The following is a 25,335-nucleotide window of genomic DNA, read 5'->3' on the forward strand; positions in this document are numbered from 1 at the left end:
TTTGTTAAATTTCGTTTTTCAAAAATTCATTAATTGACATAAAAAAATCCCATTTGCTCGGAAATCAAGAGCAAATGGGATTTTTTGATTCCTCTCGTTGACACGACTACCAAATTTTTACGCGTTTGTCTGGTTGAATGTACATTCCATCACCCGATTTTACGTCAAAAGCATCATAAAATGCATCTACGTTTTGCACAGGTACATACGCACGGTACATTCCAGGAGAGTGTGGATCCGTTTTTACTTGGTTTTTTATCGCTTCATCACGCATTTTAGTGCGCCAAACTGTTGCCCAAGAAATAAAGAACCGTTGTTCTGGGGTGTAACCATCAATTAATTCCGGCGTTCCGTTGGCTTTTAAATACATTTGCAAACCATCGTACGCGGCATTAACTCCACCTAAATCCCCTATGTTTTCTCCCAAAGTAAATTTCCCATCGACATGAATTCCAGGTAATGGTTCCAAGGCGCTGTATTGGTCTGCCAATGCGGTTCCTAAAGCTGTAAATTGTTTTAGATCCTCTGCAGTCCACCAGTCTACAAGATTTCCATCCGCATTGTAACGCGCACCAGAATCATCAAATCCATGAGAAATCTCATGACCAATAACAGCTCCAATTCCGCCATAATTTACCGCTTCATCCGCCTGATAATTGTAAAAAGGAGGTTGTAAAATAGCGGCAGGGAAAACAATTTCATTGTACGAGGGATTGTAATAGGCATTCACCGTTTGCGGTGACATTCCCCATTCTGTTTTATCTACTGGTTTGTACAATTTGTCCAAGTCTTCTTTAAAGGACCAACGAGAAAGATTTTTTACGTTTTCAAAATAGCTTCCGCCCTCCTCTGTACTAGCAATTGTCAAAGCCGAATAGTCTTTCCACTTATCAGGATATCCAATTTTGATGGCAATTTTATTTAGCTTCTCAACGGCTTTCACTTTCGTTTCCGCTGACATCCAAGACAAGTCATTTATTCTATTTTGGTACGCCAAAACTACATTTTTGATCATTTTTTCCGCTTTTACTTTGGCTTCAGCCGGAAACATTTTGGCTACATATAACTTTCCTAACGCCTCTCCAATAGTACCATTTACGGTTTGTAAAGCACGGTCTTCACGCGGTCTTTGCTTAATGGCTCCGGTTAATGTTTTTCCATAAAAATCAAAATTAGCCACTTCTATGTGAGATGATAATTGATTAGATGCACCTCGCAATAGCGTCCATTTCATGTATTCTTTCCAATCCTCTATTTTATTTTGTGTCAAAATAGTTTGCAAAGCTTTCATATATCGCGGCTCAGTTACAATCACCGTATCTAGCTTCGTAAAACCAATGCTTGTGAAATACTGCTTCCAATCCAGCGCTGGTGTTATTTTTTGCAAATCTGAAATGGTCATTGGATTGTACTGCAATCTGCCGTCCCTTTGTTCCACACGATCTAATCTTGGTGCCGACATTGCCGTTTCCAACGCTACAATTTTACGAGCACTTTCCTTAGCTTTTGTTGGGTTTTCACCAATGAACTGAAGCATTTTGGCCACATGCAATTCGTATTTTTCGCGTTTCTCTTTAGAATCTTTATCATCCGCCGAATAGTAATCCTTATCAGGTAATCCTAATGATCCTGTACCTACATAAAGCGAATTTTTACTGCTATTCTTGTCATCTGCCCCAACATAAATTCCAAAGAAACCAATACCGCCGATTGGTTCCATTTCACTTAAGACTTTTTGCAAATCTTTGGTGTTTTTGATGGCGTCAATTTTAGCCAAATACGGTTTCAAAGGATTAATTCCCTGCTTGTCTCTCGCAACAGTATCTAAAATTGATTTGAAAAGATTGATTGCTTTTCCTTGATCTGTGGTGGATTTATACATTGGATTTCTAGATGCTTCCTTCAAGATATCCATCGCATCTTTATCCGTTTTTTTCAATAATTCATTGAAACTTCCCCATGAAGTTCGATCACTTGGGATTTCAGTTTTGTCCAACCAGGTCCCGTTTACATATCTAAAAAAGTCATCGCTTGGCTTCACTTTTTTATCAATGTTCATCACATTAATTCCCGGTTCTTTAGCAGCCGGCGTGGTCTGACCTTCACTTACTGCAAAACCCATGATTGCGGGAATCACAAAAAGCAACTGCTTATTACTTATTTTCTTCATTATTTTAAGTTATTTAGTTAACCTCACAAAGCTATTAATAAAAAAGCGAATAAGAATATACTTTACTTGGAATAAGATTGTGTTAATTTGAATTAAAATAAATCGCGTTTTCGTATTTTTACATCAAAATAGTACCATGTCAGAGTTTTTAAAAAAATACCGTCTCTTTTTAGGCGTTTTCATTGTTTTTTCAATCATTGTTTTATCCTTATTTTATTCGGCTTTAAAGCCAAAAAAAACACTTCCCATTTTCAATCCAGCTGATGTAAATCCGGAATTAGTGGACAGTACTGTTCAATACAAAAGCAAGTACCACACTATTGCTGATTTTTCCTTTATCAATCAAAATGGAAAAACTATTACTCAAAAAGATTACGAAGGCAAAATATATGTTGCCGATTTTTTCTTTACTACTTGCGGATCGATTTGTCCCAAAATGACAACCAATTTATCTGAAATTCAAAAAGCTTTTGCCCATAATCCAAAAGTAAAATTGCTCTCACATACTGTTTTTCCGGAAACGGATAGCGTTCCAGTTTTGAAAGCTTACGCCAAAAAACATAAGGTTGATGCTTCCAAATGGAACTTAGTAACCGGCGACAAAAAAGAAATTTATACCATGGCTAGGAAATCTTATTTAGCTGTAAAACTAGGAAAACCTAGTGAATTGTACGATATGGTTCATACCGAAAACTTTGTTTTAGTAGACACTAAAAGGCGAGTGCGTGGTTTTTATGACGGAACTAACAAAGAGGATATGAAACGATTAATTGAGGACATTACTTTTTTAAGTAACGAATAACATGCTTCCACATTCACCCATCATTTAATCAGAATTAGCAAGGGCAAACCCTTTATTTTAAGCTTGATTCATTTGCTTTAATTACTTTATAAATGTGATATATATCATTTGTGTTTGCTTTAAAATGTGTATTTTTGCAATCTTAATTCAATCTAAATAAGTTTTGCAAACAACGATCCATTCTCTCAAAAAAGGTGAAAAAGCCATTATAAAAGACTTTGACATCGATGCCGTTCCTTTAAAATTATTGGAAATGGGATGTTTGCCTGGCAATCTGGTAGAATTACTTCAAATTGCTCCTTTTGGTGATCCTCTGTATTTGAATATTAATGGTTCGCATGTTGCAATTCGGGTGGAAACTGCCAAAGAAATTGAAGTTGACATTATAAAAACCAATGTATGGTAAGCAAACAAAACATCAACGTCGCTTTGATCGGGAATCCTAATGTAGGCAAAACTTCTGTTTTTAATCAGCTGACCGGGTTAAATCAACAAGTAGGAAATTATCCTGGAATTACGGTTGAAAAAAAGATCGGTTTTTGCAAATTACCCACTAATATTAAGGCGAATATTCTAGATCTACCTGGAACATACAGCTTAAACGCCAGTTCGATTGATGAAAATGTAGTCATTGAATTATTGCTGAACAAAAACGACAAATTGTATCCTGATGTAGCACTTGTTGTTACCGATGTGGAAAATTTAAAACGGAATTTATTACTGTTTACCCAAATAAAAGACCTCGAAATTCCAACTATCTTAGTCATCAATATGGCAGATAGAATGAAGTTCAAAGGGATCACACTGGACATTCCGTATCTGGAAGAGCATTTAAAAACTAAGATTGCACTCATTAGTTCCAGAAAAGGATACGGAATTGAGGAGTTGAAAAAATTGATTGTTAGTTACCGAACCATTTCAACGGAACCTTGCTTGAATGCCTCCGTAATCGATCCAGATTACTTCAATAGCTTGCGCAAAGCATTTCCCAATCAACTGCTTTATAAGTTGTGGTTAGTTATTACACAAGACGTTAACTTCCTGAATTTAGAACGAAATGAAATTAGAAGTTCTTTTACTAAATCACATTCTGATTTAAAACGACTTCAGCAGAAAGAAACCATAAAACGCTATCAGTTTATCAATGATGTTTTGAAACAAGGATTGAAAATTGATGCTTCCGTTGCTAAAGATTACCGCAGCAAATTAGATCGCGTGCTTACACACAAAGTCTGGGGATACGTTATCTTTTTTTTAATCTTATTTGTTATTTTCCAATCTATTTTTGAATGGTCTAAAATTCCAATGGATTTTATCGATAGTGCTTTTGCAGCATTGAGCACATTAGCCGCAGAAGAATTACCAGCTGGCGTTTTAACGAATTTAATTTCACAAGGAATTATACCTGGAATCGGCGGAATTTTAATATTTATTCCACAAATTGCTTTTTTGTTTATGTTTATCTCCATTCTAGAGGAAAGCGGTTATATGAGCCGTGTGGTTTTCCTAATGGATAAAATCATGCGAAAATTTGGTTTATCTGGCAAAAGTGTTGTCCCACTTATTTCTGGCACAGCCTGCGCAATTCCAGCAATAATGGCGACACGAAATATTGAAAACTGGAAAGAACGTTTAATCACTATTTTAGTAACTCCTTTTACCACCTGTTCTGCTAGATTGCCCGTTTATGCCATTATTATCGCCTTAGTAATTCCTGACAATCGTGTTTTTGGATTTTTGAATATGCAAGGAATGACCTTGATGCTATTGTACCTTCTCGGTTTTGGAATGGCAATTTTCTCCGCATATATTTTGAATAAAATTCTTAAAATAAAAGGGAAAACCTACTTTGTGGTTGAAATGCCGAATTATAAATTACCCCTTTTCAAAAACGTGGGAATCAATGTGATTGAAAAAACTAAAGCGTTTATTTATGGCGCAGGAAAAATTATTCTTGCTATTTCTATCGTATTGTGGTTTTTAGCTTCTTATGGGCCAGGAGAACGATTTAATAATGCAGAAAAAATCGTTATTGAAAACAACCAAAACAAACCGCTGCCACCAGCCGAGTTCGAAAATGCTGTCGCTTCGCAAAAACTAGAAAACTCGTACATTGGAATCATGGGAAAAGCAATTGAACCTGCTATTTCACCGCTAGGATACGATTGGAAAATAGGAATTGCAATCATAAGTTCCTTTGCCGCGAGAGAGGTTTTTGTAGGTACATTAGCTACGATCTACAGCGTCGGAGGGAGTGATAATGAGGTCACCATAAAAAATAAAATGGCTGCCGAGGTCAATCCGGTTACGGGAGAGAAAATTTTCAATTTCGCATCAGGCATATCCTTATTGCTGTTTTATGCTTTTGCCCTGCAATGTGCCAGTACACTTGCCATCACTAAAAAAGAAACCAATTCCTGGAAATGGCCTGTGGGACAATTACTTTTCATGAGCGGCTTTGCTTACGTAGTGGCGCTCATCGCCTATCAGATTTTGAAATAATTGATCCCTAGCCGGACGGCTAACCGGTCCACAAACGTTAAATTTAATAATTTCACTATTTTTAATTTGTCTAAATAAGATTTGTGTTTTACTTTTGCACCGTAGAATCAATCTAAATAAAAATGAGGAATAATTTAATCGTAGCTTTTTTATTAGTTACAACCGTTGTGTTTGCACAAGAAAAAGAGCTTTCACAAACCCAAAAAGACAGTATTAAAAATTTAAATGCAACTGTCATAAATTTACAAAATGTCGCTATAACGCCACTACAACAAAGCCCTGAAAGACAACCTGAAATAAAGGGTACCGTACTTTTTTCTGGCAAAAAAAATGAAGTCTTAAAACTATCTAGTTTCACTGCTAATTTAACCACTAATAATGCACGCGAAGTTTTCTCTAGAGTTCCAGGCGTCACTGTATGGGAAAATGATGGTTCAGGAATTCAGATTAATATCGGCGTTCGTGGGTTAAGTCCAAATAGAAGTTGGGAATTAAACACCAGACAGAATGGTTATGATATTTCATCTGACGTTTTTGGATATCCTGAAGCTTATTACAATCCGCCATTGGAAGCAGTTGAAACTATTGAATTGGTTCGTGGTGGTGCTTCTTTACAATTTGGACCACAATTTGGTGGAATGATAAACTATGTACTAAAGCGCGAACAAAAAAAGCCCTTCACCTTTGAGACTCAAAACACGTTAGGCAGTTATAACTTGATGAGTAGCTATAATGCTATTGGCGGCAAGATCAATAAATTTTCTTACTATGCTTACAATCATTCTAGAAGTGCTGACGGCTGGAGAGAAAATAGCAAATATAAGGTAAGAAATTCGCATCTGTTTATGGAATATGCTTTTACAAAAGATACTAAACTGTCCGCAGAATATACTAGTATGGATTACAAAATGCAGCAAGCTGGTGGCTTAACTGATCAACAATTCAAAGACAATCCAAGACAATCATTACGAGAAAGAAACTGGCTTGGTACGCCATGGAACTTATTTTCTCTAAACTTTGACACCAAAATATCTAATAAGCTCACCTCTAATACTAAGCTATTTGGATTAATTGGAGAAAGAAATAGTGTCGGTTTCACTGCCACACCTAATATTGCTGACGCCATTAAACCCTCTACTAACGATTACGCTAATAGAAGAGTAGATCGCGATTTTTACAAAAATTTTGGTATCGAAAACAGAAATATCTTCAGCTATACCATTGGTAAAAACATAAACAACTTAGCTTTTGGAGTACGCTATTACAAAGCTGATACTCGAAGACAGCAAGAAGGTACAGGAACAACACGATCTGATTTTAATTTAGAGACTTTAAGTAAATATCCACGAGATTTAAACTTTAACACGGAAAACATTGCTTTATTTGCCGAAAATCAGTTCAAATTGACCGATAATTTTAGTGTCATACCTGGTGTTCGTTATGAGTATATTAGCTCAACTGGAAATGGAAGATTTGGGATCAGCTCTGGAAATGATATTCCATTTCAAAATAACAAAATTACCCGCAACCAACCATTATTTGGGCTTGGAATGGAATACAAAATAGGTAAAACGAATATATATGGGAATATTACACAAGCTTTCAGACCCGTATTATTCTCAGATATTACCCCTCCTGCCGTTACGGATGTAATCGATCCTAATCTAAAAGATGCTAGCGGTTACAACGCAGATCTTGGTTATAGAGGTACGATTAAAAATTACCTGAATTTTGATTTTAGTTTGTTTTATCTGAGCTATAATAATAGAATTGGTGGCGTCAGACAATTTGTTAACAACGACCCCAACCAAGGCACTTTCCTATACAGAACTAATTTGGGCGAAACTGTAAATAAAGGGATTGAAGGTTTTGTAAACCTAAATGTTACACGGTTTTTAGAGATTGAAAACACTATTGGGAATATCGATATTTTCTCTACCGTTAGTTTTATTGACTCTCGTTATACCGATTTCAAAATTAATTACGCCACTGGAACTGCACCAAATGTTGTCATTTCGGAAAGAAATCTCTCTGGAAATAGAGTAGAAAATGCGCCACGATACATACACAATTTTGGAATAAGTTGGAGCAAAAATAATTTTTCATCCACTCTTCATTACAAAACATCTGGTAAGATTTATACTGATGCTAATAATACTACAGCACCTTCTGCAAATGGAGTAACTGGTTTACTAGACGGTTATCGAGTGCTTGACTTATCTGCTGAATATAAGTTCCTTAAAAATTACAATATTAGATCTGGAATTAATAATTTAACAAATGAAGCATATACCACCAGAAGAGCTGGAGGGTATCCTGGACCTGGTATTTTACCTGGTGAAGGGCGAACATTCTTTATCTCTATTGGAGCAAAATTATAAGACTAAAAGTGAACTACCAACAGTAACGTGTTTGAAAATTGAATAGTATTAAAAGGAGTATAGCAAAAGTTTATACTCCTTTTTTTTTGGTTAATAAGTACACAATCAATATCATTCAAACGCAAATGATATTAAACTTCGTCGACAAAAGTTAAATATCGCATATATGTTATTTTTAATTTGTCTAAATAAGATTTGTGCCTTACTTTTGCACCGTAGAATCAATCTAAATAGAAATGAAAAATAATTTACTTGTAGCTTCTTTATTAGTTACATCCGTTATGTTTGCGCAAGAAAAAGAACTTTCAAAAACTCAAAAAGACAGTATTGAAAGTTTGAAAGAAGTTATCGTTACCACTGATGCTATTATAGGAAGTAAGTTCAAAGCTAAAAACAAAGCAGGCTCTACTTATTTTATTTCTCCAAAAGAATTAAAAACCTTCAACTACGACGATGTTTCCCGCATCCTACGAACAGTTCCCGGTGTTACAATTCAGGAAGAAGACGGTTTTGGATTGCGACCAAACATAGGTATGAGAGGAACTAGCCCTAATCGAAGCGAGAAAATCACTTTAATGGAAGATGGAATTCTTATTGCTCCAGCACCCTATTCTGCTCCAGCAGCGTATTATTTCCCAACTGTAAGCAGAATGCAATCCTTTGAAATATTAAAAGGGGGCAGCCAGATTCAATACGGACCCTACACTACAGGCGGCGCCATTAATATGGTTTCTACCCAAATTCCGAGAAGTTTATCAGGACGTGTAGTAGCCAGTATAGGGAGCTTTAACACGAAGAAGACGTACGTAAATATTGGTGATGAACGTAAAAACTTTGGTTACGTATTAGAATACAACAACCGAAATTCAGATGGATTTAAGAAAATTGATAATAGCTCCCGGAATGCAGGTTTCCAAGCCAATGATTATGTGGCAAAATTCAGAATCAATACCGATGCTGATGCAAAAGTATATCAATCTTTGACTGCTAAAATTCAATACAGCGAAGACTTAGCTAACGAAACCTACCTTGGTTTAACCGATGAAGATTATGCTAAAAATGCTTACAGAAGATACGTAGGATCAAACGAAGATTTCATCGATTCAGAACATAGTCAAATCATGTTGACGCACTTCATAAGACCTACTAAAAACTTTAGCATAACCACTAAAGCGTATCAAAACGAATTCGCAAGAAACTGGTATAAATTAGACGCTTTAAAACTAGGGTCATCAAAGGTGAGCATCAATAATATCCTGACAGATCCTGCAAAATACAATGCAGAATATCAAGCCGTAACTGGAGCTGAAAATACTAGCGACAATGCTTTGCTAGTAAAAGCCAACAACCGTAAGTATGAAGCTAAAGGGATTCAAACCGTTGGGAACTACACTTTTGAAACTGCAAAAGCAAAACACGATATTGATTTTGGTATTCGCTACCACGAGGATTATGAAGATCGCTTTCAATGGGTTGATGGATATGCGATTCAAAATGGGGTAATGAACAGAACCAGCAATGGAACTCCAGGAACCGATGCCAATGCTATCGTTAAAGCAGAAGCTATTGCAGCACATATTCTTTACAATTTGACTGTTAATCAATTCACTTTTACACCGGGACTTCGTTATGAAGACATCAAACTGAACTCCTTAAATTACGGAAAAAATGATGTTAGCAGATCAGGTACCGCTTTGGCAACAGCCAATAATAATATCAATGTATGGATTCCTGGCATGGGAATTCTATATAAAATCAATGACGATTACAACCTATTTACCAGCGTACATAAAGGCTTTTCACCTCCAGGTGTGAAAGCAGGCGAAGATGCTGAAAACAGCTTGAACACAGAATTGGGTTTTCGTTTCAACAAAAATGCAGTACAAGGAGAGATCATAGGATATTATAACAATTTTTCAAATCTTCAAGGATCGGATTCGATGTCAGGAGGAGGAGCTGGAACTGGAGATTTATTCAATGCCGGAGAAGCCATCGTAAAAGGGATTGAAATATTGGCTACCTATGAGGTAATTAACAACCGAGAAAAGGGCTTTAAAGTACCCGTTACTGTTTCTTATACATTGACCGACACTGAACTGAAAAATAATTTCAACAGCACCATTTGGGGCGCGGTAGAAAGCGGTGATGAAATTCCATACATTGCAAAAAATCAATTTGCCATCACCACGGCATTTGAAACCGAGAAATTCAACTTTGCCGTTAGCGGAAAATATGTAGATGCTTTTAGGACCGTCGCTGGTACTGGAACTATTCCAGCAAACAACAGAGTTGCCTCTAATTTTATTATCGATTTTTCGGCAAAATACAACCTGAACGAGCACATTAGCGTAATGGGAAATATAATCAATTTGTTAGATAAAGAATATGCAGTTTCAAGAGTTCCTGCGGGCTTAAGACCAGGGCAACCTTTTGGAATCAACTTTGGAATTATGGCACAATTGTAAAAAATTGTCATTAGTTTAACTCAAAAAAGCAACCGGTATCGGTTGCTTTTTCTTATTTTTACATTATGGATATTCAAGAAATTTTAGCCTTTGCCGCACTAGCCGTCGCACTAGCTTTTCTAATTAAAAAATTCTTTTTCAAAAAGAAAAAATCTGATAAAAATTGTGGAAGTGGCGATTGTGGTTGCAGTTAATCCTGTTTATAATAGCCAATTTTTAGGCAATACTCTTTGGAATCAATTTTCTTTCCTTCTTTTGGATACGGCAACACCTGCATGGTTTTTATCTTCTTCTGTTTCCTTGGTAAGTATTTAGCAAACCACTCTTTATTTTCTTTTTCATTTTTCATTGCGAATAGCAACGTTGCATCTTCAATTAATTTTGAATCTTTATACACCGAAACAACCGCGGTTACTTCTCCGGCCCAAATGCAAGTTACCCCTTCCGGACAACGGGAATCCGTAACAATCGATTTTAAAACTAATTGAAAATCTTTTTGATTGGAACATACTTTTTGATCTATCATTACGTATTTGAGCTTTTGAGCTTGCATGCTTTGCGCCAAAGCAAAAGTGCTGAAAAGAATAAAAAGAAATTGGATTGACTTTTTCATAAGCTGATTTTATACTATAAAACTACGCTTTCTTTTGCTGACAATCTTAAAAAAAGATTTCTAGCCTAAAGCCACATCCAAAACCATCATCACGATGAAGCCACCAACGAATCCGAGCGTAGCAATATCTGTGTTTTTATCTTGTTGTGTTTCTGGGATTACTTCTTCAACCACTACAAAAATCATGGCTCCTGCGGCAAAAGCTAAAGCGTAGGGTAAAATTGGCGTAAAAAAGGTAACTGCAAAAGCCCCTAAAACAGCTGCAACCGGCTCTACCAAAGCGGAGGATTGTCCGTACATAAAACTTTTCCATCTACTCATTCCCATGCGTCGCAACGGCATAGCAACCGCAATCCCTTCGGGAAAATTTTGAATTCCAATTCCAATCGCTAAAGTAACAGCTCCCGCAATAGAAGCTTCTGGAATACCTGCGGCTACCCCTCCAAAAAGAACTCCAACAGCCAGACCTTCTGGAATATTGTGCAGCGTAATAGCCGAAACCAGCAATGTAGTTCGTTGCCAAGGGGATTTGATTCCTTCACTAACTTTAAAATTGATGTGAATGTGGGGCAATACTTTATCAATTCCAAAAATAAATAACGCACCAAGAAAAAAACCAAAAGCTGCAGGCAACACCTTTGCAAAACCTTCACCCCCTGTCATTTCTATGGCTGGAGCCAATAAACTCCAGAAACTCGCGGCCACCATAACGCCCCCTGTAAAACCGAGCATTCCATCAAGCACCGTTCGGTTCATGGTTTTAAACATAAAAACAAAAGAAGCTCCTAAAGCAGTAAGAAACCAAGTGAACAAACTCGCATACAAAGCGGCTAATATTGGGTCAATACTCGTGAAATAATCAACTATTGATTGATACATAATTACTTGATATATAAATTACTGGCTATTTTATTTGAAATCGTTATTTCTTTGGTTCCCACCCGAATTCTAAAAGAGGAATCAAAACTTTCTTTTTCTATAATTTCAATTTGGGAACCCAAAGCGATTTCTTGCTTGTCTAAATATTTTAGAAAATCAGAAGAAGTGTCTTTTACTCCCACACAAATCCCAACTCGGTTTTTCTCCACTTCAGAAAGTAGCTGTTTTTCTATTTTTGTGATTCTTCCACTAGCATCGGGAATAGCATCTCCATGAGGATCTTCAGTAGGATTTCCTAAAAAATTATCCAACTTATTGATTAATTTTTCCGATTTAATATGCTCCAGTTGTTCCGCAAGATCGTGTACTTCATCCCATGAAAAATCTAGTTTTTCGACTAAAAAAGTTTCCCAAAGTCGGTGCTTTCTAACAATCATTTTTGCCGCTAATTGTCCTTTCTCGGTAAGAGAAACACCTTGGTATTTCACGTAATTAACCAACTCTTTTTCGGCTAATTTCTTAAGCATATCGGTAACAGATGATGCTTTTGTCTCCATTTTTTCAGCAATGGAATTAGTACTGACATCAGTGTCCGAAACCGCTGTGAGATGATAAATGGTTTTGAGATAATTTTCTTCTGAAAAAGTCATAGTGTGTTTTGATATTTCCCCTACACCACATGATGATGTAGAATATAAAATGTATTGCGCCAATTATTAATCAATTAAAATTGCAGCACAATTACAGCAACAAATATAAACAAAAAAGAATACCAAAAATATTTTTTTAGTCCGGTCTAAAAAATAAATAAATAACTATAAACAGTTCGGACAAAAACCTGAAAGCGTAAAATTGACTTCTTTAACCTGATAATTGGGTGGTAGCTTAAAAGTAGGCTCGACATTTTCTAAGCACGTTACTAAGTGACATTTCTCACAACTAAAATGAATGTGATTGTGGGTATGCTCTGCGTCATTATGAACATGATGGCAACTCGCATATTTTATCGTTCCGTCTAAATTTACAATTTTATGAATTACATCTTCTCCCACTAAGCGATCTAAAACCCTGTAAATAGTAACTCGGTCACATATATTGTTGCTTAAAGTCTGAATTTCAGTATGCGATAAAGCCACATCTGAATGTTTAATAATTTCTAAAATGGTGGTTTTTGCGGTGGTATTTCGAGTAGTTTTCATAATCACATAAAAATAAAACGCAACTGTGTTGCATTAATAAAAATAATTATATATTTGCAACACAATTGCATTAAGCAAATATACAAGAAATGAAGAACAGTACAACCAAGCCGTATGATATTTTAGGTATTTCAAGCGCAACTTTGTGTTTGTTGCATTGTATTGTGTTTCCGATTTTGACTGTAATTCCTTTTGGATTTTCGGACAATGCTTTTATCGATGCCATTTTTGCGTGCATTGGAATGTTTGTGGTCTCAAAAGTTCTGATGAGCCCAGCTACTAATAGGGTAAAATGCATTTTAATATTTTCTATTATTCTAATAATTACGAGTGTTATTGTAGAATTGCTTTTTGACTTGCATACCGAACTTATATTAGTTGGTGGAATAGGGATGATAATTGGGCATCTACTCAATTATAAAAATCATAAAAATAAGTCCCTATGAAAAAATTACCCGTAACGGTATTATCAGGCTTCCTTGGTGCAGGCAAAACCACCTTGCTCAATCACATTCTTCACAACAAAGAAGGACTGAAAGTGGCTGTAATCGTAAACGATATGAGCGAAGTGAATATTGATGCCAACTTGATAAAAGCAGAAAATACTTTATCGCGTACTGAAGAGCGTTTGGTAGAAATGAGCAATGGTTGTATATGCTGTACTTTGCGTGAAGATTTAATGATGGAAGTCGAAAAATTAGCCAAAGAAAACAGGTTTGACTATTTACTAATTGAAAGTTCTGGAATCAGTGAACCCATTCCTGTGGCGCAAACTTTTTCATTTGTCAATGAAGAGGAAAATATTGATTTATCCCGTTTTAGTTACATCGACACAATGGTAACTGTAGTGGACGCATTTAACTTTTTTAAAGATTTTGGCTCAGCCCAAACCCTCCAAGATCGAAAAGTATCTGACATTGAAAATGACAACCGTACAATTGTGAATTTACTAGTGGATCAAATTGAATTTGCCAATGTTATTATCTTGAACAAAACCGACTTAGTTAGTGAAAAAGATTTATCCCTTTTAAAAGCATCGATTACTAAGTTAAATCCTGTGGCAAAAATTGTCACCTCAATTCTTGGAAAAGTATCGCCAAGTGAAATATTAAATACAAAATTATTCAACTATGAAGAAGCGGAATCCTCGGCTGGTTGGATGCAAGAACTGGAAGGAATTCACACGCCTGAAACCGAGGAATATGGTATTTCTTCGTTTGTTTTTAGAGACGAACGACCATTGCATCCACACCGTTTTTGGCAGTTCATCACCGCTGATTTTCCGCAAAACATCATTCGAAGTAAAGGATTGTGCTGGATTGCTTCTCGACCAGAACAAGCCATAAACTGGAGTCAAGCAGGTGGGTCTATGAAAGCCGAAGGAGCAGGCGTTTGGTGGGCAAGTATGCCGCTAGGAGAACGAATGACTTTCAACAATTTTGTCGAATTCCAAGATATTATTGAAGAACGATGGACTGCAAATTTTGGCGACCGCTTGAACGAAATCGTATTTATAGGACTGAAAATGGAAGAAAAATTAATCCGACAACAACTCGAAAAATGCCTTTGTAACCCAGATGAGATTATGGATTTACAAGATGGCTTTTTCTCGAGTAAAGATTCATTCCCAATTGCAAGAGCACACCACACCGATGCAGCAACAGTTGTATTTAATGAAGTGTAAAAATTTATAAATCCCGATCGTTTTGGTTAATTATTGGGTGTTGAAACGGTTCATTGTCATGATGAATCGTTTTTTTTTAAAGTAATTAAACACAAATATCAATAGCTTAAAAAGTAACCCAAGAATTAAACTCTTTTTTCATTATAATTTTAATGCAACATTATTGCGTTAATGAATAATATTTTTATATTTGCAACTTAATTGCATTAGCAAAATAAAACAAGTTTCTATTCAAAATTATCTGGGTTTAATGGACAAACTCAATTCAAAAAAATATTAAAAATAATGAAATTTCAAAGTAAGAAAATTAAAATTTCACTCTGCAAAAACGCTACAATATGTAGCTTGTTATTGTTAGTCATGGTAACCTTCTCCTCTTGTACTAACGATGAAAACATTGAACTTTCGCCAGTAAATGAAGGCGAATTCATTACAACGGTTAGACTCGTCTTTACTCCTACTACAGCTGGAAAAAGTGTGACTCTTGAATTTAAGGACTTAGATGGCGAAGGTGCAAACGCTCCTGTTATTACAGTAAGTAGCCCTTTTGACCAATCAAAAACCTATAATGGCGTAATAACATTTAGAGATGATTTAGCAAATCCCGCTATTGATATCACTCCTGAGATTATTGAAGAAGCGTTAGAACATCAAATGTTTTATCAAACTACAGGCAATCTTAATCCACTAAAGTATGCCGATACCAAATCTAACTTTGACAGCAAGGGCAAACCTCTAGGATTGCAGTCTGTATTTAAAACTACCACCGCTGCTTCAGGCCTATTGCGCATAAGTTTGCGACACGGTCCTAACAAAAACGGTTTAAATGTGGCTAGTGGCGATATAACTAACGCTGGTGGCGCTACAGATATCGCAGTAGATTTTAATATCACCGTAGAATAAAAAAACTTCAATTAAATTTAAATATTAAAAAATGAAAATTACTTTATCCCGCATTTTATTGCTTCTTACCCTATCTATTTTTTTTCAATCCTGTTCTAATGACGATGCACCTGCAACAGTTGACGAAGCACTTACAGAATACAAACATTTGCGCATTTTAGTATCTGATGAAACGAGCACTGCTTTGACTTTAGTAAATCCTTTTCTAAGTACAACTACATCTTTTCAGGCTAGTTTTCCAAAATCAGCTATATACACTACTGATTCAGGACGTTTTGCTGCAATTTTACATAGAGACAATGACTTAACTCAAACTTTTGATACAGGTTTAGAGTTTCATGGCGATCACGTAGATATCAAAGGCACACCAAAATTTGGCGCATTAACTGGCACTTCCTCTAAACCGACTCACTTTAAAAGTAAACTAGGCGAAATACTAACTTTTAATGATGGAGATGGCACATTATCTATTGGAAACGAGTCAGCAGTTCACTCAACTGCTGCAAAAATGACAACTGTAAATGCGGGATTAAGAGCACATCATGGTGCAATGGCTGTTTTTTCTAACGGTACTTATGCTATTACCGAAAAAGATAATTCAATTCCAGGTGCGTTACCAGAGCGTGTAAAAATTATTGATAAAACGGGAAAAGAACTTTTTGCTTCTACTATCGCAACCAGAGGTATTCACGGTAATGCTACTGATGGAGAGTACTGTGTTTTTGGATCGGCTAGCGGTATTTTAGTAGTTGATAACAAAGGAAAGCAAGAATTAATTGCTCACCCAGAGGGTTTCGGGACAATTTGGTTCGGAACAATATTAGAAACAGCTGAAAAAGGAAAATTTGTAGGTTACACTGGTTCTAAAGGCGCCTATTTGATAAATGTACTTACCAAAACAGTGAGACCAATTTTTGAAAGTGCTGATATCATGCAGTGTAAAGCTAGTTATGATAACACAAAATTGGGGATCTTGTTGCATTCTGGAAATTTTATTTCGTTTGATTTATCCTCGCTTGCGATTGCTTCTAGCGATAGAAATGTAATAGCTGCAACTGCCAAAGATTCTAAACAAAAACCTCAAATGGAATTTTCACAACGTTTCATCTATATTACTGCCCCAACAACAGGTGAGTTGCAAGTGCTTAATATCAAGAATAGTGCTGATGTTAAAAAGATAAAAGTTTCCAACACTCCATTTAGATTGACTATCATGGGTTTTGAAAACAGTGGTAATCACTAAAAATTTAGTTCATTGCTAAATAAAAGGCATGCAGTAATGCATGTCTTTTTTTTTATCACAAAAAATAAATGTAGCTACGTGCTACGTCATGATACAATTTAATATTGTAAATCTAAAATAAATTTTTAGCTTTGTCTAAATTTAATTTAAGTACAGTGGAAAACTTATACGCCATGTTTATTTTCTTGACGGTTCATTTTGGCTACAGCCAAGAAAAAGCGAGTCTTTCAGGATTTATTTCATCTGATAAAAAGCAAGTGTCAGAGGCACGTGTTTTTTTGATTGGAACAAAGTACACAACCCAAACCGATAGTTTAGGGCATTACACAATCGAGAATATTCCGCAGGGAAATTATAAAATTCAAATTGTAGCAACTGGTTTTGAAACTTTAAAAAAGAATATAACAGTTTCAATAAACGAAAACCCGATTTTAGATTTTGAACTTTCAAGTGCTGAGAATCTATTAAACGAGGTGGTAATCTCTGGAACCCTAAAACCGGTAAGAAGATTAGAAAATCCTGTGCCTGTAGAAATAATAACGACAACCTTTTTAAAACAAAACCCAACTGCAAATATCTTTGATGCGTTACAAAATGTGAATGGCTTGCGACCACAAAATAATTGTAATGTTTGTAATACTGGCGACATCCGCATCAATGGACTAGATGGTCCGTACACGATGGTAACTATTGATGGTATGCCTATAGTTAGTGCCCTTGGAACGGTTTATGGTTTGTCAGGAATCCCCAATTCTATGATCGATAGAATTGAAGTTGTGAAAGGCGCTGCTTCAACTTTGTACGGCAGCGAAGCGGTGGGCGGATTAATAAACATAATAACTAAAAGACCAAAAACAGTTCCTGTTTTTACCGCTGATGTTTTTTCAACTTCGTGGTTGGAAACTAATATTGATTTGGGTTACAGAGCAAATTTCGGTAAAAACGTAGATGCGCTAATTGGAGTAAATTATTTTACGTACAACAATCCAATTGATAATAACAATGACAACTTTACTGATCTCTCCTTACAGAATCGCTTTTCGATTTTTAGCAAATTAAATTTCAATAGAAAATCTCAAAAAGAGTTTAGTTTGGTTTCGCGGTATTTATATGAAGATCGTTGGGGCGGCGAAATGCAATGGAACAAAAGTTTTAGAGGCGGAAGTGATGTATATGGTGAAAGTATCTATACTTCTCGGTATGAATTTCTGGGAAAATATGAACTTCCTGTTCGTGAAAAAATGTATTTCCAATTTTCAGTAATTGGTCACGACCAAAATTCTGTCTATGGTAATTCAACGTTTCTAGCCAATCAAAAAATTGCTTTTGGGCAACTGCTATGGGATAAAAATTGGAATAATCACTCGGTGCTTTTTGGAAGCGCATTTCGATACCAATTTTACAATGATAATACGCCAGCTACATCCACCTCTGATCATTCTAAAATTTACAGTGCCTTTGCACAAGATGAAATCACTTTTTCTGAGAAAACAAGTGCACTGCTTGGACTGCGATATGATTACAATTCGGCGCATGGCTCTATCGTCACGCCGCGTTTTGCCTTTAAATACAAACCATCTACAAGTGACATAATACGTTTAAATTTCGGAACAGGTTTTAGAGTAGTGAACCTTTTTACGGAGGATCATCAAGCGTTATCAGGAGCAAGAGAGGTGATTTTAACTTCTAATCTAGAACCCGAAACGTCGTATAATTTAAATTTGAATTATTTAAAAAAATACAATATAACAAATGCTGGTGTCATTAATGTAGAACTTTCTTCTTGGTACACGTATTTTACAAATAGGATTTTTGCTAATTATGATTTGAACCCCAATCAGATTATTTATGATAATTTGAATGGTTATTCTAGAATTTTTGGGCTTAGTTCCAATGTAGATTGGATTACACCATTTGGCTTAAAAGCAACCGTTGGCGCTAGTTATTTTGATCCAATAACTGAACAGGACGACCAAAAGTTTGTGCCTTTATTTACTGAAAAATTCTCGGTAAACTGGGCGATAAGTTATGAAATCCCGTCATGGTTTTTAGCTGTTGATTATACAGGAAACCTGACTGGCCCAATGCGTTTACCGCTTCTTGGCGCACTTGATCCTCGACGTGAAATTTCAAGACCGTTTAGTATTCAAAATATCCAATTTACGTATAAAAAGATCCATAATTTGGAAATCTACATTGGTGTAAAAAACTTGTTAGATTGGACACCCAATCGCAGTAATCCTTTTTTGATTGCGCGAGCAAATGATCCTTTTGACAAAAATGTGCAATTTGATCCTAGCGGTAATGTTGTGCCAACTGCTGATAATCCTTATGCGCTGACATTCGATCCCACTTATGCTTATGGACCCAATCAGGGAATACGAATGTTTGTTGGGCTTAGGTATCATATTGATTAAAATTCCTGTTTTGGAACTTCATTTTAAAGCTAAACTATTAATTTTTAATTATTCATCTTATAATTTGAAGGTTTTTTAGTAAAAAAAAGAAGTATAAAAGCGATACTGTTGCATTGTTTTTTATTAATTAGTTGCGATTTTAACAAAAATACAATCTAGAAAAACAGCGTAATCACTTATGGTATAACTGTAAATCAGTGATTTAAAATTTAAAAGTTTGAGAAATTAAGAGTAAACGGTAGTTAAACTTATACAAACTGTCATTAGTACGTTTTAGAACCACCGTAATTTTATCAAAAACAAACACCTTATGAAAACAAAAAAAAATTATCGTCAGCAATTCTAGCAATTGCACTTTTTACTGGTTTTAGCTCTTTTGCACAAAATGTAGTAGAAGTAGCTGTAGGTTCTGCAGACCACACCACATTAGTAGCTGCTGTTACAGCTGCAGGTTTAGCAGAGACTTTATCGGGAACAGGACCGTTTACCTTTTTTGCACCTACGAATGCTGCTTTTGATAAATTACCTGCAGGCACAGTTGACAGTTTATTAGAGCCCGCAAATTTAAAAACACTGCAAGGTATTCTAACTTATCATGTTGTTGCTGGTAAAATTGATAGCAAAGCAGTTGTTGCAGCTATAGAAGCAGGAAAAGATAAAGCTGTTTTAACGACATTTCAAGGCGGAACATTAACAGCGTCATTGAAAGGTAAAAATGTGATTGTTACCGACGAGAAGGGCGGAGTTGCTACAATTACGGCTGTAGATTTAAACGCATCCAATGGTTTAATTCATGTAATCGACACTGTTTTAATGCACAAATAGTATTTTCTTACTTTATGATTGATTAATAAACCACGTCAAAGCGTGGTTTATTCTTTTAAAAATGCTTCTAAAAAATTATATTTGCAATGTGAAACATTACGATTATATTTTTACCGGCGCAGGATTATCGGCTTTGATGACCGTATATAAAATGGTACAATCCGGCTCATTTGCCGATAGCCGTATTTTGTTATTGGACGAAAATACCAAAAAAACGAATGACAGAACGTGGTGTTTTTGGAAAACGCAGGTCTCCGTTTGGGAACCATCTATCTCTAAAAAATGGGATTTAGCATTGTTTGCCAATGAAAATTTTCGCCGCGATTTACACTTGAAACCGTATCAATACAATATGGTAAAAGGGCTCGATTTTTACAACCAAGTGTTTGATTTGCTTTCCAAACAAGACAACATCACTTTCCTCCATCAGAAAGTAATGGCCATCGAAGAATCAGAGACCATAATTCTGATACAAACTGAAAAGGATAGTTTTTCGTGTTCCAAATTATTCAATAGCGTTTATAACAACCAAAAAGCCGCAAGTCAGACTAAATATCCTTTGCTTCAGCAGCATTTTATTGGCTGGTTTATCAAAAGCGAACAGCCACTTTTTAATCCAGAGCAAGCTACTTTCATGGATTTTTCAGTGGAGCAAAAAGGGAATACCCGTTTTATGTACGTATTACCAACATCTAAAACAGAAGCGTTATTAGAATACACCTTGTTTTCGCACCAGCATTTAAAAAAAGAAGAGTACGAAAACGAGATCCAGCGCTACATCGAAAAATTGGGTATCACAAAGTATGAAATCGTAGAGAAAGAACAAGGCAGCATTCCCATGACGTGTTATCCTTTTTGGGAGGCGAATACAAAAAACGTACTGAACATAGGGACTTCTGGCGGATGGACCAAAGCAAGTACGGGCTATACTTTTAAAAATTCTGATAAAAAATCATCTGAACTTGTGGCCTTTTTGCAAAGGGAAACCGACTTTAGAAAATTTCATAAAAGAAGCAAATTCTGGTTTTATGATCTCCTACTATTAGATATTTTAGACCGAAAGAATGAATTGGGTTCTCACATCTTTTCTTCAATGTTCAAAAAAGGCAATTCCAACTTGATTTTTAAGTTTCTAGATGAAGAAACTTCAATTATAGAAGATATTAAAGTGATTTTAAAATGTCCTAGAACACTATTTATTAAAGCTATTTTTCATGTGATTTTTAAAACAATGAAACTATAACAAAACTTTATAATGCTACGTCATTTCTTGAAAGTAAACTTTGTAACTTTGCAAATCAAAACAGTATTTATTTAAAATAAAAAAGATATGTATCCAGAAGAAATGGTAAAACCAATGCAAGCGGAACTAACGACTGCCGGTTTTCAAGATTTACATAGTGCTGAGGCAGTAGAAAATGCAATGAAATTAGAAGGAACAACCCTTGTGGTGGTGAATTCGGTTTGTGGTTGTGCTGCAAGAAATGCACGTCCAGGAGCAAAAATGAGTTTAGAAGGTGGTAAAAAACCAGATCATTTAATCACGGTTTTTGCAGGAGTTGACAAAGATGCAGTCGATGCTGCAAGACACCACATGTTCCCTTTTCCTCCATCATCGCCAAGTATGGCTTTATTCAAAAATGGAGAATTAGTCCACATGCTAGAGCGTCACCACATTGAAGGTCGCCCAGCTGAGTTAATTGCTGAAAACTTGAAAGATGCTTTCAACGAGTATTGCTAATCTAAAAAAGAGTCAAACTAAAACCACGTTCATTCGTGGTTTTTTTATTTGGAGCTGTTTCCTGCTTTCCGTTGCAATCTTTTTTCCCGCTAAAGAAGCGGATAAAAAAGGATTTTCACTGTAATCAGGGCTAGAAATGGTCTGGATTAAAATTACTATCCTTGATAATTCCTACGACCCTCTGCTATAACTCCGTTTTACTAATCAACTTACCAAATACCATTTAGTGCCAAAAAGAAGTCTATATTTGGTGGAATCTACACTTTATGTGCAAATTTGAAACGAATAATCATGAAAATTCTTTTTATTAGTACGTTATTTATACTTGGAATTGATGTGATAAACCCCCAAGAGCATATTTCACTTGAAGCAAACATAAACTTAGAATCTCCCGAACCTTGTGGAGTTTGTTTGTAAATCTTTGCTAATAGATTCCGATTTTCCCTCAAAACGTAGCCACAAAAAAAAAATATTTTTAAATAGCATACTTCCATATTTAGATACTAAAGTAAACACGTGTCAATCTTTACAGGTGTGAATTAAAAATCCGCGTTATCTTTGCATAAGCATATGGAGAGAATAATTCCAAACCGAGGAAAAAGAGAACGAAACGTTGGCAGAAAAATTTTGACTGCATAACCACCAGAAATAAAAAGGAAAGGCAAGCATGAAAATTACAAAAACTAAAAAAAGCTGGGGTATCATTTTGTTACTATTGGTAATCATTGCCTTATTGGCTTTTTATCCGGTGCCGCCACAAGCTCCCATCCAATATTATGATAGGGAAACTGGGGTATTAAAAACAGAAAAAGTGGCCGCAGAAAAGTGGCTGGTTTGGTTGTATAATAATCCTGTAGGTGAAGCAACATTGTGGACACTAGTTAAAAGAAAGTTGGTTTCTTCTCTTTATGGCGCAATGATGGATCGTCCTTCATCGACTAAAAAAATACAACCCTTTATTGCAGAATTTGATATCGACAGGAGCTCCTTTCAGAAACAAGACTTCAACTCTTTCAACGATTTCTTTACCCGGAAATTAAAGAATAATGCCAGACCAATCGATACCACGGCAACTAGTACAGTATCGCCGGCGGATGGAAAAATATTGGCCTATGCCGACATCAGCAACAGCGATTTTATTATCAAAGGGTACCGCTTCGACATTTTATCGTTTTTAAATAATGCTACACTTGCTAAAAAATATATTAATGGTGGCTTGGTGATTATTCGGCTTGCTCCTGCCGATTACCATCGTTTTCATTTTCCCATTAGCGGAAGCGTTTCATCAAACACTCGGATTGATGGTGAGTATTATTCAGTTAACCCACTTGCTTTACGCAAAATGACTGAAATATTTTGTTTAAACAAAAGAGAATTTACAATCGTTACAAACCCTTTGTTTGGCGATGTTGTCATAGCCGAAGTAGGCGCAACTATGGTAGGAAGTATAGTCCAGACTCATAAAGGAGATTTTGTAAATAAAGGGGACGAGAAAGGGTATTTCAAATTCGGGGGATCCACGGTAGTGCTGCTGTTTGAAAAAAATAAAATCCGTATCGATGCCGATCTCTTACTTAATACTTTAAAAGGACATGAAACTTCCGTCAAAGTAGGAGAAAGAATTGGTGTTTCGATGATTAGACCCTAATTTCCCGCTATACAAAGTCTCCCAACTTCGAACACATTCCCATTGACACTAAAACAAATCTATTAAATCCTTACATTTACCTTTAAAATGAACAAGTAAAAGGCAGCGACTTCCTTTTATCGAGACGATTCCAAAAACGACTGGTAGTGGCAAACCGCTTTCGGAAATTAAAAAAAAACAGCATGGACAAATACCTACGGCAATTGATTACAATAGAGTTTGACGACAAAAAAGAAATTTTTAGCGGCTTTCTAATTGATTGGACTGAAGATTGGATCTTACTTAAAAATAACCCTGTCGATTTTATAATTGATGGTTACACCATATTGAAAAACAAAAATGTAAAGGCCATTATCCAAGATAAAGATCACGAATTTACCGAAAGAGTAATTAAACTAAAAGGATTAAAAACAAGCGCCTCCGAAATAATTCCGCTTAAAGACGTGTTTTCCATTATCTATTTTGTAGCAAGTAGATATGAGATTTTTCACATTGCAACGAAGTCTGAAAAGGCACTTTATCTTGGTAAACTCATAGAAATGGATGAGGAAGAGGTCGTAATAGACTTTTTAGGAACCGAAGGAAAATTTGAAGGCGAAATGAGTTTTAAGCCAAGCAAAATAAGAGTCATAGAATTTGATACCGATTATATCAATTCTTTGAAATTAATTGTTGAAGAAGAAAAGCAAAAGTAAAGACCAAATCTCCTTGCTTGCTAGACACTACCAATAATCAGAATACGGAACTCCAACCAGCGCAAAATTCATTTCTAAGTCATTCTCTTAAAATCAGAAAGGAATAATGGTTAAGTAAAGATTTTGTAAAACCTAAAAATAGTATGACTGTTCTTCATAAAATTTGATACTTTTAAAAAATGAAAAAAAATCTAATATTGCTTTGCGTTTTGACGGTACTTTTATTCTCTTGTAACAAGAAAAAGGATATTAATGAAGCAACTGGCAACAACGACACCCTTGTAACTGAAAAAAAATTCTCAAAAGCAGATTCTATAATTAATCAAGCTATCGAGGCGCACGGCGGAAAATTATATAAAACTGCCGATTACTCCTTCATTTTTAGAGGAAAAAAATATCGTTTTGAGAATAACGGAGCTACTTATACGTATTCTTCTGAAATTCAAAAGAGAGATTCGCTGATTAAAGACATGCTAACTCCTGATAAATTTGAAAGAACAATCAACAGCACTTTACAAACTTTAAGTAAAGAAGATGCTGAAAAATACTCTGAATCTTTGAATTCGGTTATTTATTTTGCAACGCTTCCCCACAAGCTTCAAGATATTTCCGTAAACAAAAAATTTATTGAAGAAACCACAATCAATGGAAAGAAGTACGATGCAATAAGCGTCACTTTTGGTCAAGATGGTGGCGGAAAAGACTTTGATGATGAATATCAATACTGGATAAACAAAGACACGCACAAAATGGAATACTTGGCATATAATTACCGAGTGAATAAGGGCGGTGTACGCTTTAGAGTGGCCTTTAACACGCGAGTAATTGGTGGCGTAATTTTTCAGGATTACATTAATTATGAAGCCCCTTTGCAAACTTCTTTGAAAGACTTACCTGAATTATACGAACAAGGAAAACTAAAAGAAGTATCTCAAATACTGACGGAGAATGTCGTTAATAATCACAAGTAAGCAACTGAATTGCAAAATCTACGACCCTTAAGAATTTATCATTCAGAAAAAGGAAGAACACTCTGAAAACACGCACCAAGCGGCAATTTCTATTACAAAAGAATAACGACATAAGAGCAAAATATTCGATTAATCCCAACTACCCTAGCCCAGATTGCAGCGGCATCCTCTTGTTGTAGCGCTAGCGAAAACAAGAG

General features: G+C 35.7%; 21 protein-coding genes. 16 read left to right on the forward strand and 5 right to left on the reverse strand.

What is annotated here, in order from left to right:
* Window positions 1-106: 106 nt before the first annotated feature.
* A complete protein-coding gene (locus tag BUA03_RS01595) occupies window positions 107-2,170 on the reverse strand; it encodes a M13 family metallopeptidase (protein ID WP_066079202.1) in 2,064 nt (687 codons plus the stop codon).
* Between the two features lie 136 nt (window positions 2,171-2,306).
* Between BUA03_RS01595 and BUA03_RS01600 the strand changes: the two genes are divergently transcribed.
* The 5 genes from BUA03_RS01600 (at window position 2,307) to BUA03_RS01620 (ending at window position 10,320) form a co-directional block, all read left to right on the forward strand.
* Window positions 2,307-2,972: an SCO family protein gene (locus tag BUA03_RS01600; protein WP_066076394.1), complete on the forward strand. Its 666-nt coding sequence runs from the start codon at window positions 2,307-2,309 to the stop codon at window positions 2,970-2,972.
* 163 nt (window positions 2,973-3,135) lie between these two features.
* The gene (locus tag BUA03_RS01605) at window positions 3,136-3,378 is read left to right on the forward strand and encodes a FeoA family protein (protein ID WP_066076391.1); all 243 of its coding nucleotides are present in this window, start codon (window positions 3,136-3,138) and stop codon (window positions 3,376-3,378) included.
* The gene (gene feoB / locus BUA03_RS01610) at window positions 3,372-5,474 is read left to right on the forward strand and encodes a ferrous iron transport protein B (protein ID WP_066076389.1); all 2,103 of its coding nucleotides are present in this window, start codon (window positions 3,372-3,374) and stop codon (window positions 5,472-5,474) included. Before BUA03_RS01605 ends, feoB begins: the two co-directional genes overlap by 7 nt.
* A gap of 122 nt (window positions 5,475-5,596) precedes the next feature.
* The gene (locus BUA03_RS01615) at window positions 5,597-7,855 is read left to right on the forward strand and encodes a TonB-dependent receptor family protein (RefSeq protein ID WP_066079199.1); all 2,259 of its coding nucleotides are present in this window, start codon (window positions 5,597-5,599) and stop codon (window positions 7,853-7,855) included.
* A gap of 236 nt (window positions 7,856-8,091) precedes the next feature.
* A complete protein-coding gene (locus tag BUA03_RS01620) occupies window positions 8,092-10,320 on the forward strand; it encodes a TonB-dependent receptor family protein (RefSeq protein ID WP_066079196.1) in 2,229 nt (742 codons plus the stop codon).
* A gap of 190 nt (window positions 10,321-10,510) precedes the next feature.
* On the opposite strand, the gene BUA03_RS01630 is transcribed toward BUA03_RS01620, so the two are convergent.
* The 4 genes from BUA03_RS01630 to BUA03_RS01645 form a co-directional block, all read right to left on the reverse strand.
* Window positions 10,511-10,933, reverse strand: coding sequence for a hypothetical protein (locus BUA03_RS01630; protein ID WP_066079191.1), 423 nt, complete (start codon window positions 10,931-10,933; stop codon window positions 10,511-10,513).
* Between the two features lie 60 nt (window positions 10,934-10,993).
* Window positions 10,994-11,812, reverse strand: coding sequence for a ZIP family metal transporter (locus tag BUA03_RS01635; protein ID WP_066079187.1), 819 nt, complete (start codon window positions 11,810-11,812; stop codon window positions 10,994-10,996).
* A 2-nt stretch (window positions 11,813-11,814) separates the two neighbouring features.
* Window positions 11,815-12,462 (reverse strand): metal-dependent transcriptional regulator, encoded by a 648-nt coding sequence (locus tag BUA03_RS01640; protein WP_066079588.1) that lies wholly within the window; start codon window positions 12,460-12,462, stop codon window positions 11,815-11,817.
* 165 nt (window positions 12,463-12,627) lie between these two features.
* A complete protein-coding gene (locus tag BUA03_RS01645) occupies window positions 12,628-13,011 on the reverse strand; it encodes a Fur family transcriptional regulator (RefSeq protein WP_066079184.1) in 384 nt (127 codons plus the stop codon).
* An 89-nt stretch (window positions 13,012-13,100) separates the two neighbouring features.
* Here BUA03_RS01645 and BUA03_RS01650 point away from each other — a divergent pair, with 89 nt between their 5' ends.
* From BUA03_RS01650 to BUA03_RS01700, 11 genes are all read left to right on the forward strand, one after another.
* Window positions 13,101-13,457 carry a MerC domain-containing protein gene (locus tag BUA03_RS01650; protein WP_066079181.1) on the forward strand — a complete coding sequence of 119 codons (357 nt, stop codon included), beginning with the start codon at window positions 13,101-13,103 and terminating at the stop codon, window positions 13,455-13,457.
* The gene (locus tag BUA03_RS01655; RefSeq protein WP_066079179.1) at window positions 13,454-14,695 is read left to right on the forward strand and encodes a GTP-binding protein; all 1,242 of its coding nucleotides are present in this window, start codon (window positions 13,454-13,456) and stop codon (window positions 14,693-14,695) included. Before BUA03_RS01650 ends, BUA03_RS01655 begins: the two co-directional genes overlap by 4 nt.
* A 285-nt stretch (window positions 14,696-14,980) precedes the next feature.
* Window positions 14,981-15,598: a hypothetical protein gene (locus BUA03_RS01660; RefSeq protein WP_066079176.1), complete on the forward strand. Its 618-nt coding sequence runs from the start codon at window positions 14,981-14,983 to the stop codon at window positions 15,596-15,598.
* A gap of 31 nt (window positions 15,599-15,629) precedes the next feature.
* Window positions 15,630-16,841 (forward strand): hypothetical protein, encoded by a 1,212-nt coding sequence (locus BUA03_RS01665; protein WP_066079172.1) that lies wholly within the window; start codon window positions 15,630-15,632, stop codon window positions 16,839-16,841.
* A 155-nt stretch (window positions 16,842-16,996) separates the two neighbouring features.
* Window positions 16,997-19,258 carry a TonB-dependent receptor gene (locus BUA03_RS01670; protein WP_317041080.1) on the forward strand — a complete coding sequence of 754 codons (2,262 nt, stop codon included), beginning with the start codon at window positions 16,997-16,999 and terminating at the stop codon, window positions 19,256-19,258.
* Between the two features lie 339 nt (window positions 19,259-19,597).
* Window positions 19,598-20,083, forward strand: a complete 486-nt coding sequence (locus tag BUA03_RS01675; RefSeq protein ID WP_066079162.1) for a fasciclin domain-containing protein — start codon at window positions 19,598-19,600, stop codon at window positions 20,081-20,083.
* Window positions 20,084-20,144: 61 nt separating this feature from the next.
* Window positions 20,145-21,326, forward strand: coding sequence for a lycopene cyclase family protein (locus BUA03_RS01680; RefSeq protein WP_066079159.1), 1,182 nt, complete (start codon window positions 20,145-20,147; stop codon window positions 21,324-21,326).
* Between the two features lie 87 nt (window positions 21,327-21,413).
* Window positions 21,414-21,824 (forward strand): BrxA/BrxB family bacilliredoxin, encoded by a 411-nt coding sequence (locus tag BUA03_RS01685; RefSeq protein WP_066079156.1) that lies wholly within the window; start codon window positions 21,414-21,416, stop codon window positions 21,822-21,824.
* A 667-nt stretch (window positions 21,825-22,491) separates the two neighbouring features.
* Window positions 22,492-23,472, forward strand: coding sequence for a phosphatidylserine decarboxylase (locus BUA03_RS01690; protein ID WP_082854312.1), 981 nt, complete (start codon window positions 22,492-22,494; stop codon window positions 23,470-23,472).
* 182 nt (window positions 23,473-23,654) lie between these two features.
* Complete coding sequence (locus BUA03_RS01695) at window positions 23,655-24,167, forward strand: hypothetical protein (protein WP_066079582.1); 513 nt, start codon at window positions 23,655-23,657, stop codon at window positions 24,165-24,167.
* Window positions 24,168-24,346: 179 nt separating this feature from the next.
* Window positions 24,347-25,138 carry a DUF6503 family protein gene (locus tag BUA03_RS01700; RefSeq protein ID WP_066079152.1) on the forward strand — a complete coding sequence of 264 codons (792 nt, stop codon included), beginning with the start codon at window positions 24,347-24,349 and terminating at the stop codon, window positions 25,136-25,138.
* Window positions 25,139-25,335: the final 197 nt, after the last annotated feature.

It is taken from the genome of Flavobacterium fryxellicola (genome assembly GCF_900143245.1).
GTDB classification, from domain to species: Bacteria; Bacteroidota; Bacteroidia; order Flavobacteriales; family Flavobacteriaceae; genus Flavobacterium; species Flavobacterium fryxellicola.

Excerpts from the sequence above, each read along its gene's own strand:
- BUA03_RS01685 (WP_066079156.1), top strand. The coding sequence starts at position 21,414 with ATGTATCCAGAAGAAATGGTAAAACCAATGCAAGCGGAACTAACGACT.
- BUA03_RS01650 (WP_066079181.1), top strand. The coding sequence starts at position 13,101 with ATGAAGAACAGTACAACCAAGCCGTATGATATTTTAGGTATTTCAAGC.
- feoB (WP_066076389.1), top strand. The coding sequence starts at position 3,372 with ATGGTAAGCAAACAAAACATCAACGTCGCTTTGATCGGGAATCCTAAT.
- BUA03_RS01700 (WP_066079152.1), top strand. The coding sequence starts at position 24,347 with ATGAAAAAAAATCTAATATTGCTTTGCGTTTTGACGGTACTTTTATTC.
- BUA03_RS01690 (WP_082854312.1), top strand. The coding sequence starts at position 22,492 with ATGAAAATTACAAAAACTAAAAAAAGCTGGGGTATCATTTTGTTACTA.
- BUA03_RS01695 (WP_066079582.1), top strand. The coding sequence starts at position 23,655 with ATGGACAAATACCTACGGCAATTGATTACAATAGAGTTTGACGACAAA.
- BUA03_RS01655 (WP_066079179.1), top strand. The coding sequence starts at position 13,454 with ATGAAAAAATTACCCGTAACGGTATTATCAGGCTTCCTTGGTGCAGGC.
- BUA03_RS01630 (WP_066079191.1), bottom strand. The coding sequence starts at position 10,933 with ATGAAAAAGTCAATCCAATTTCTTTTTATTCTTTTCAGCACTTTTGCT.
- BUA03_RS01645 (WP_066079184.1), bottom strand. The coding sequence starts at position 13,011 with ATGAAAACTACTCGAAATACCACCGCAAAAACCACCATTTTAGAAATT.
- BUA03_RS01640 (WP_066079588.1), bottom strand. The coding sequence starts at position 12,462 with ATGACTTTTTCAGAAGAAAATTATCTCAAAACCATTTATCATCTCACA.
- BUA03_RS01665 (WP_066079172.1), top strand. The coding sequence starts at position 15,630 with ATGAAAATTACTTTATCCCGCATTTTATTGCTTCTTACCCTATCTATT.
- BUA03_RS01595 (WP_066079202.1), bottom strand. The coding sequence starts at position 2,170 with ATGAAGAAAATAAGTAATAAGCAGTTGCTTTTTGTGATTCCCGCAATC.
- BUA03_RS01680 (WP_066079159.1), top strand. The coding sequence starts at position 20,145 with ATGCTTCTAAAAAATTATATTTGCAATGTGAAACATTACGATTATATT.
- BUA03_RS01615 (WP_066079199.1), top strand. The coding sequence starts at position 5,597 with ATGAGGAATAATTTAATCGTAGCTTTTTTATTAGTTACAACCGTTGTG.
- BUA03_RS01600 (WP_066076394.1), top strand. The coding sequence starts at position 2,307 with ATGTCAGAGTTTTTAAAAAAATACCGTCTCTTTTTAGGCGTTTTCATT.
- BUA03_RS01620 (WP_066079196.1), top strand. The coding sequence starts at position 8,092 with ATGAAAAATAATTTACTTGTAGCTTCTTTATTAGTTACATCCGTTATG.
- BUA03_RS01660 (WP_066079176.1), top strand. The coding sequence starts at position 14,981 with ATGAAATTTCAAAGTAAGAAAATTAAAATTTCACTCTGCAAAAACGCT.
- BUA03_RS01635 (WP_066079187.1), bottom strand. The coding sequence starts at position 11,812 with ATGTATCAATCAATAGTTGATTATTTCACGAGTATTGACCCAATATTA.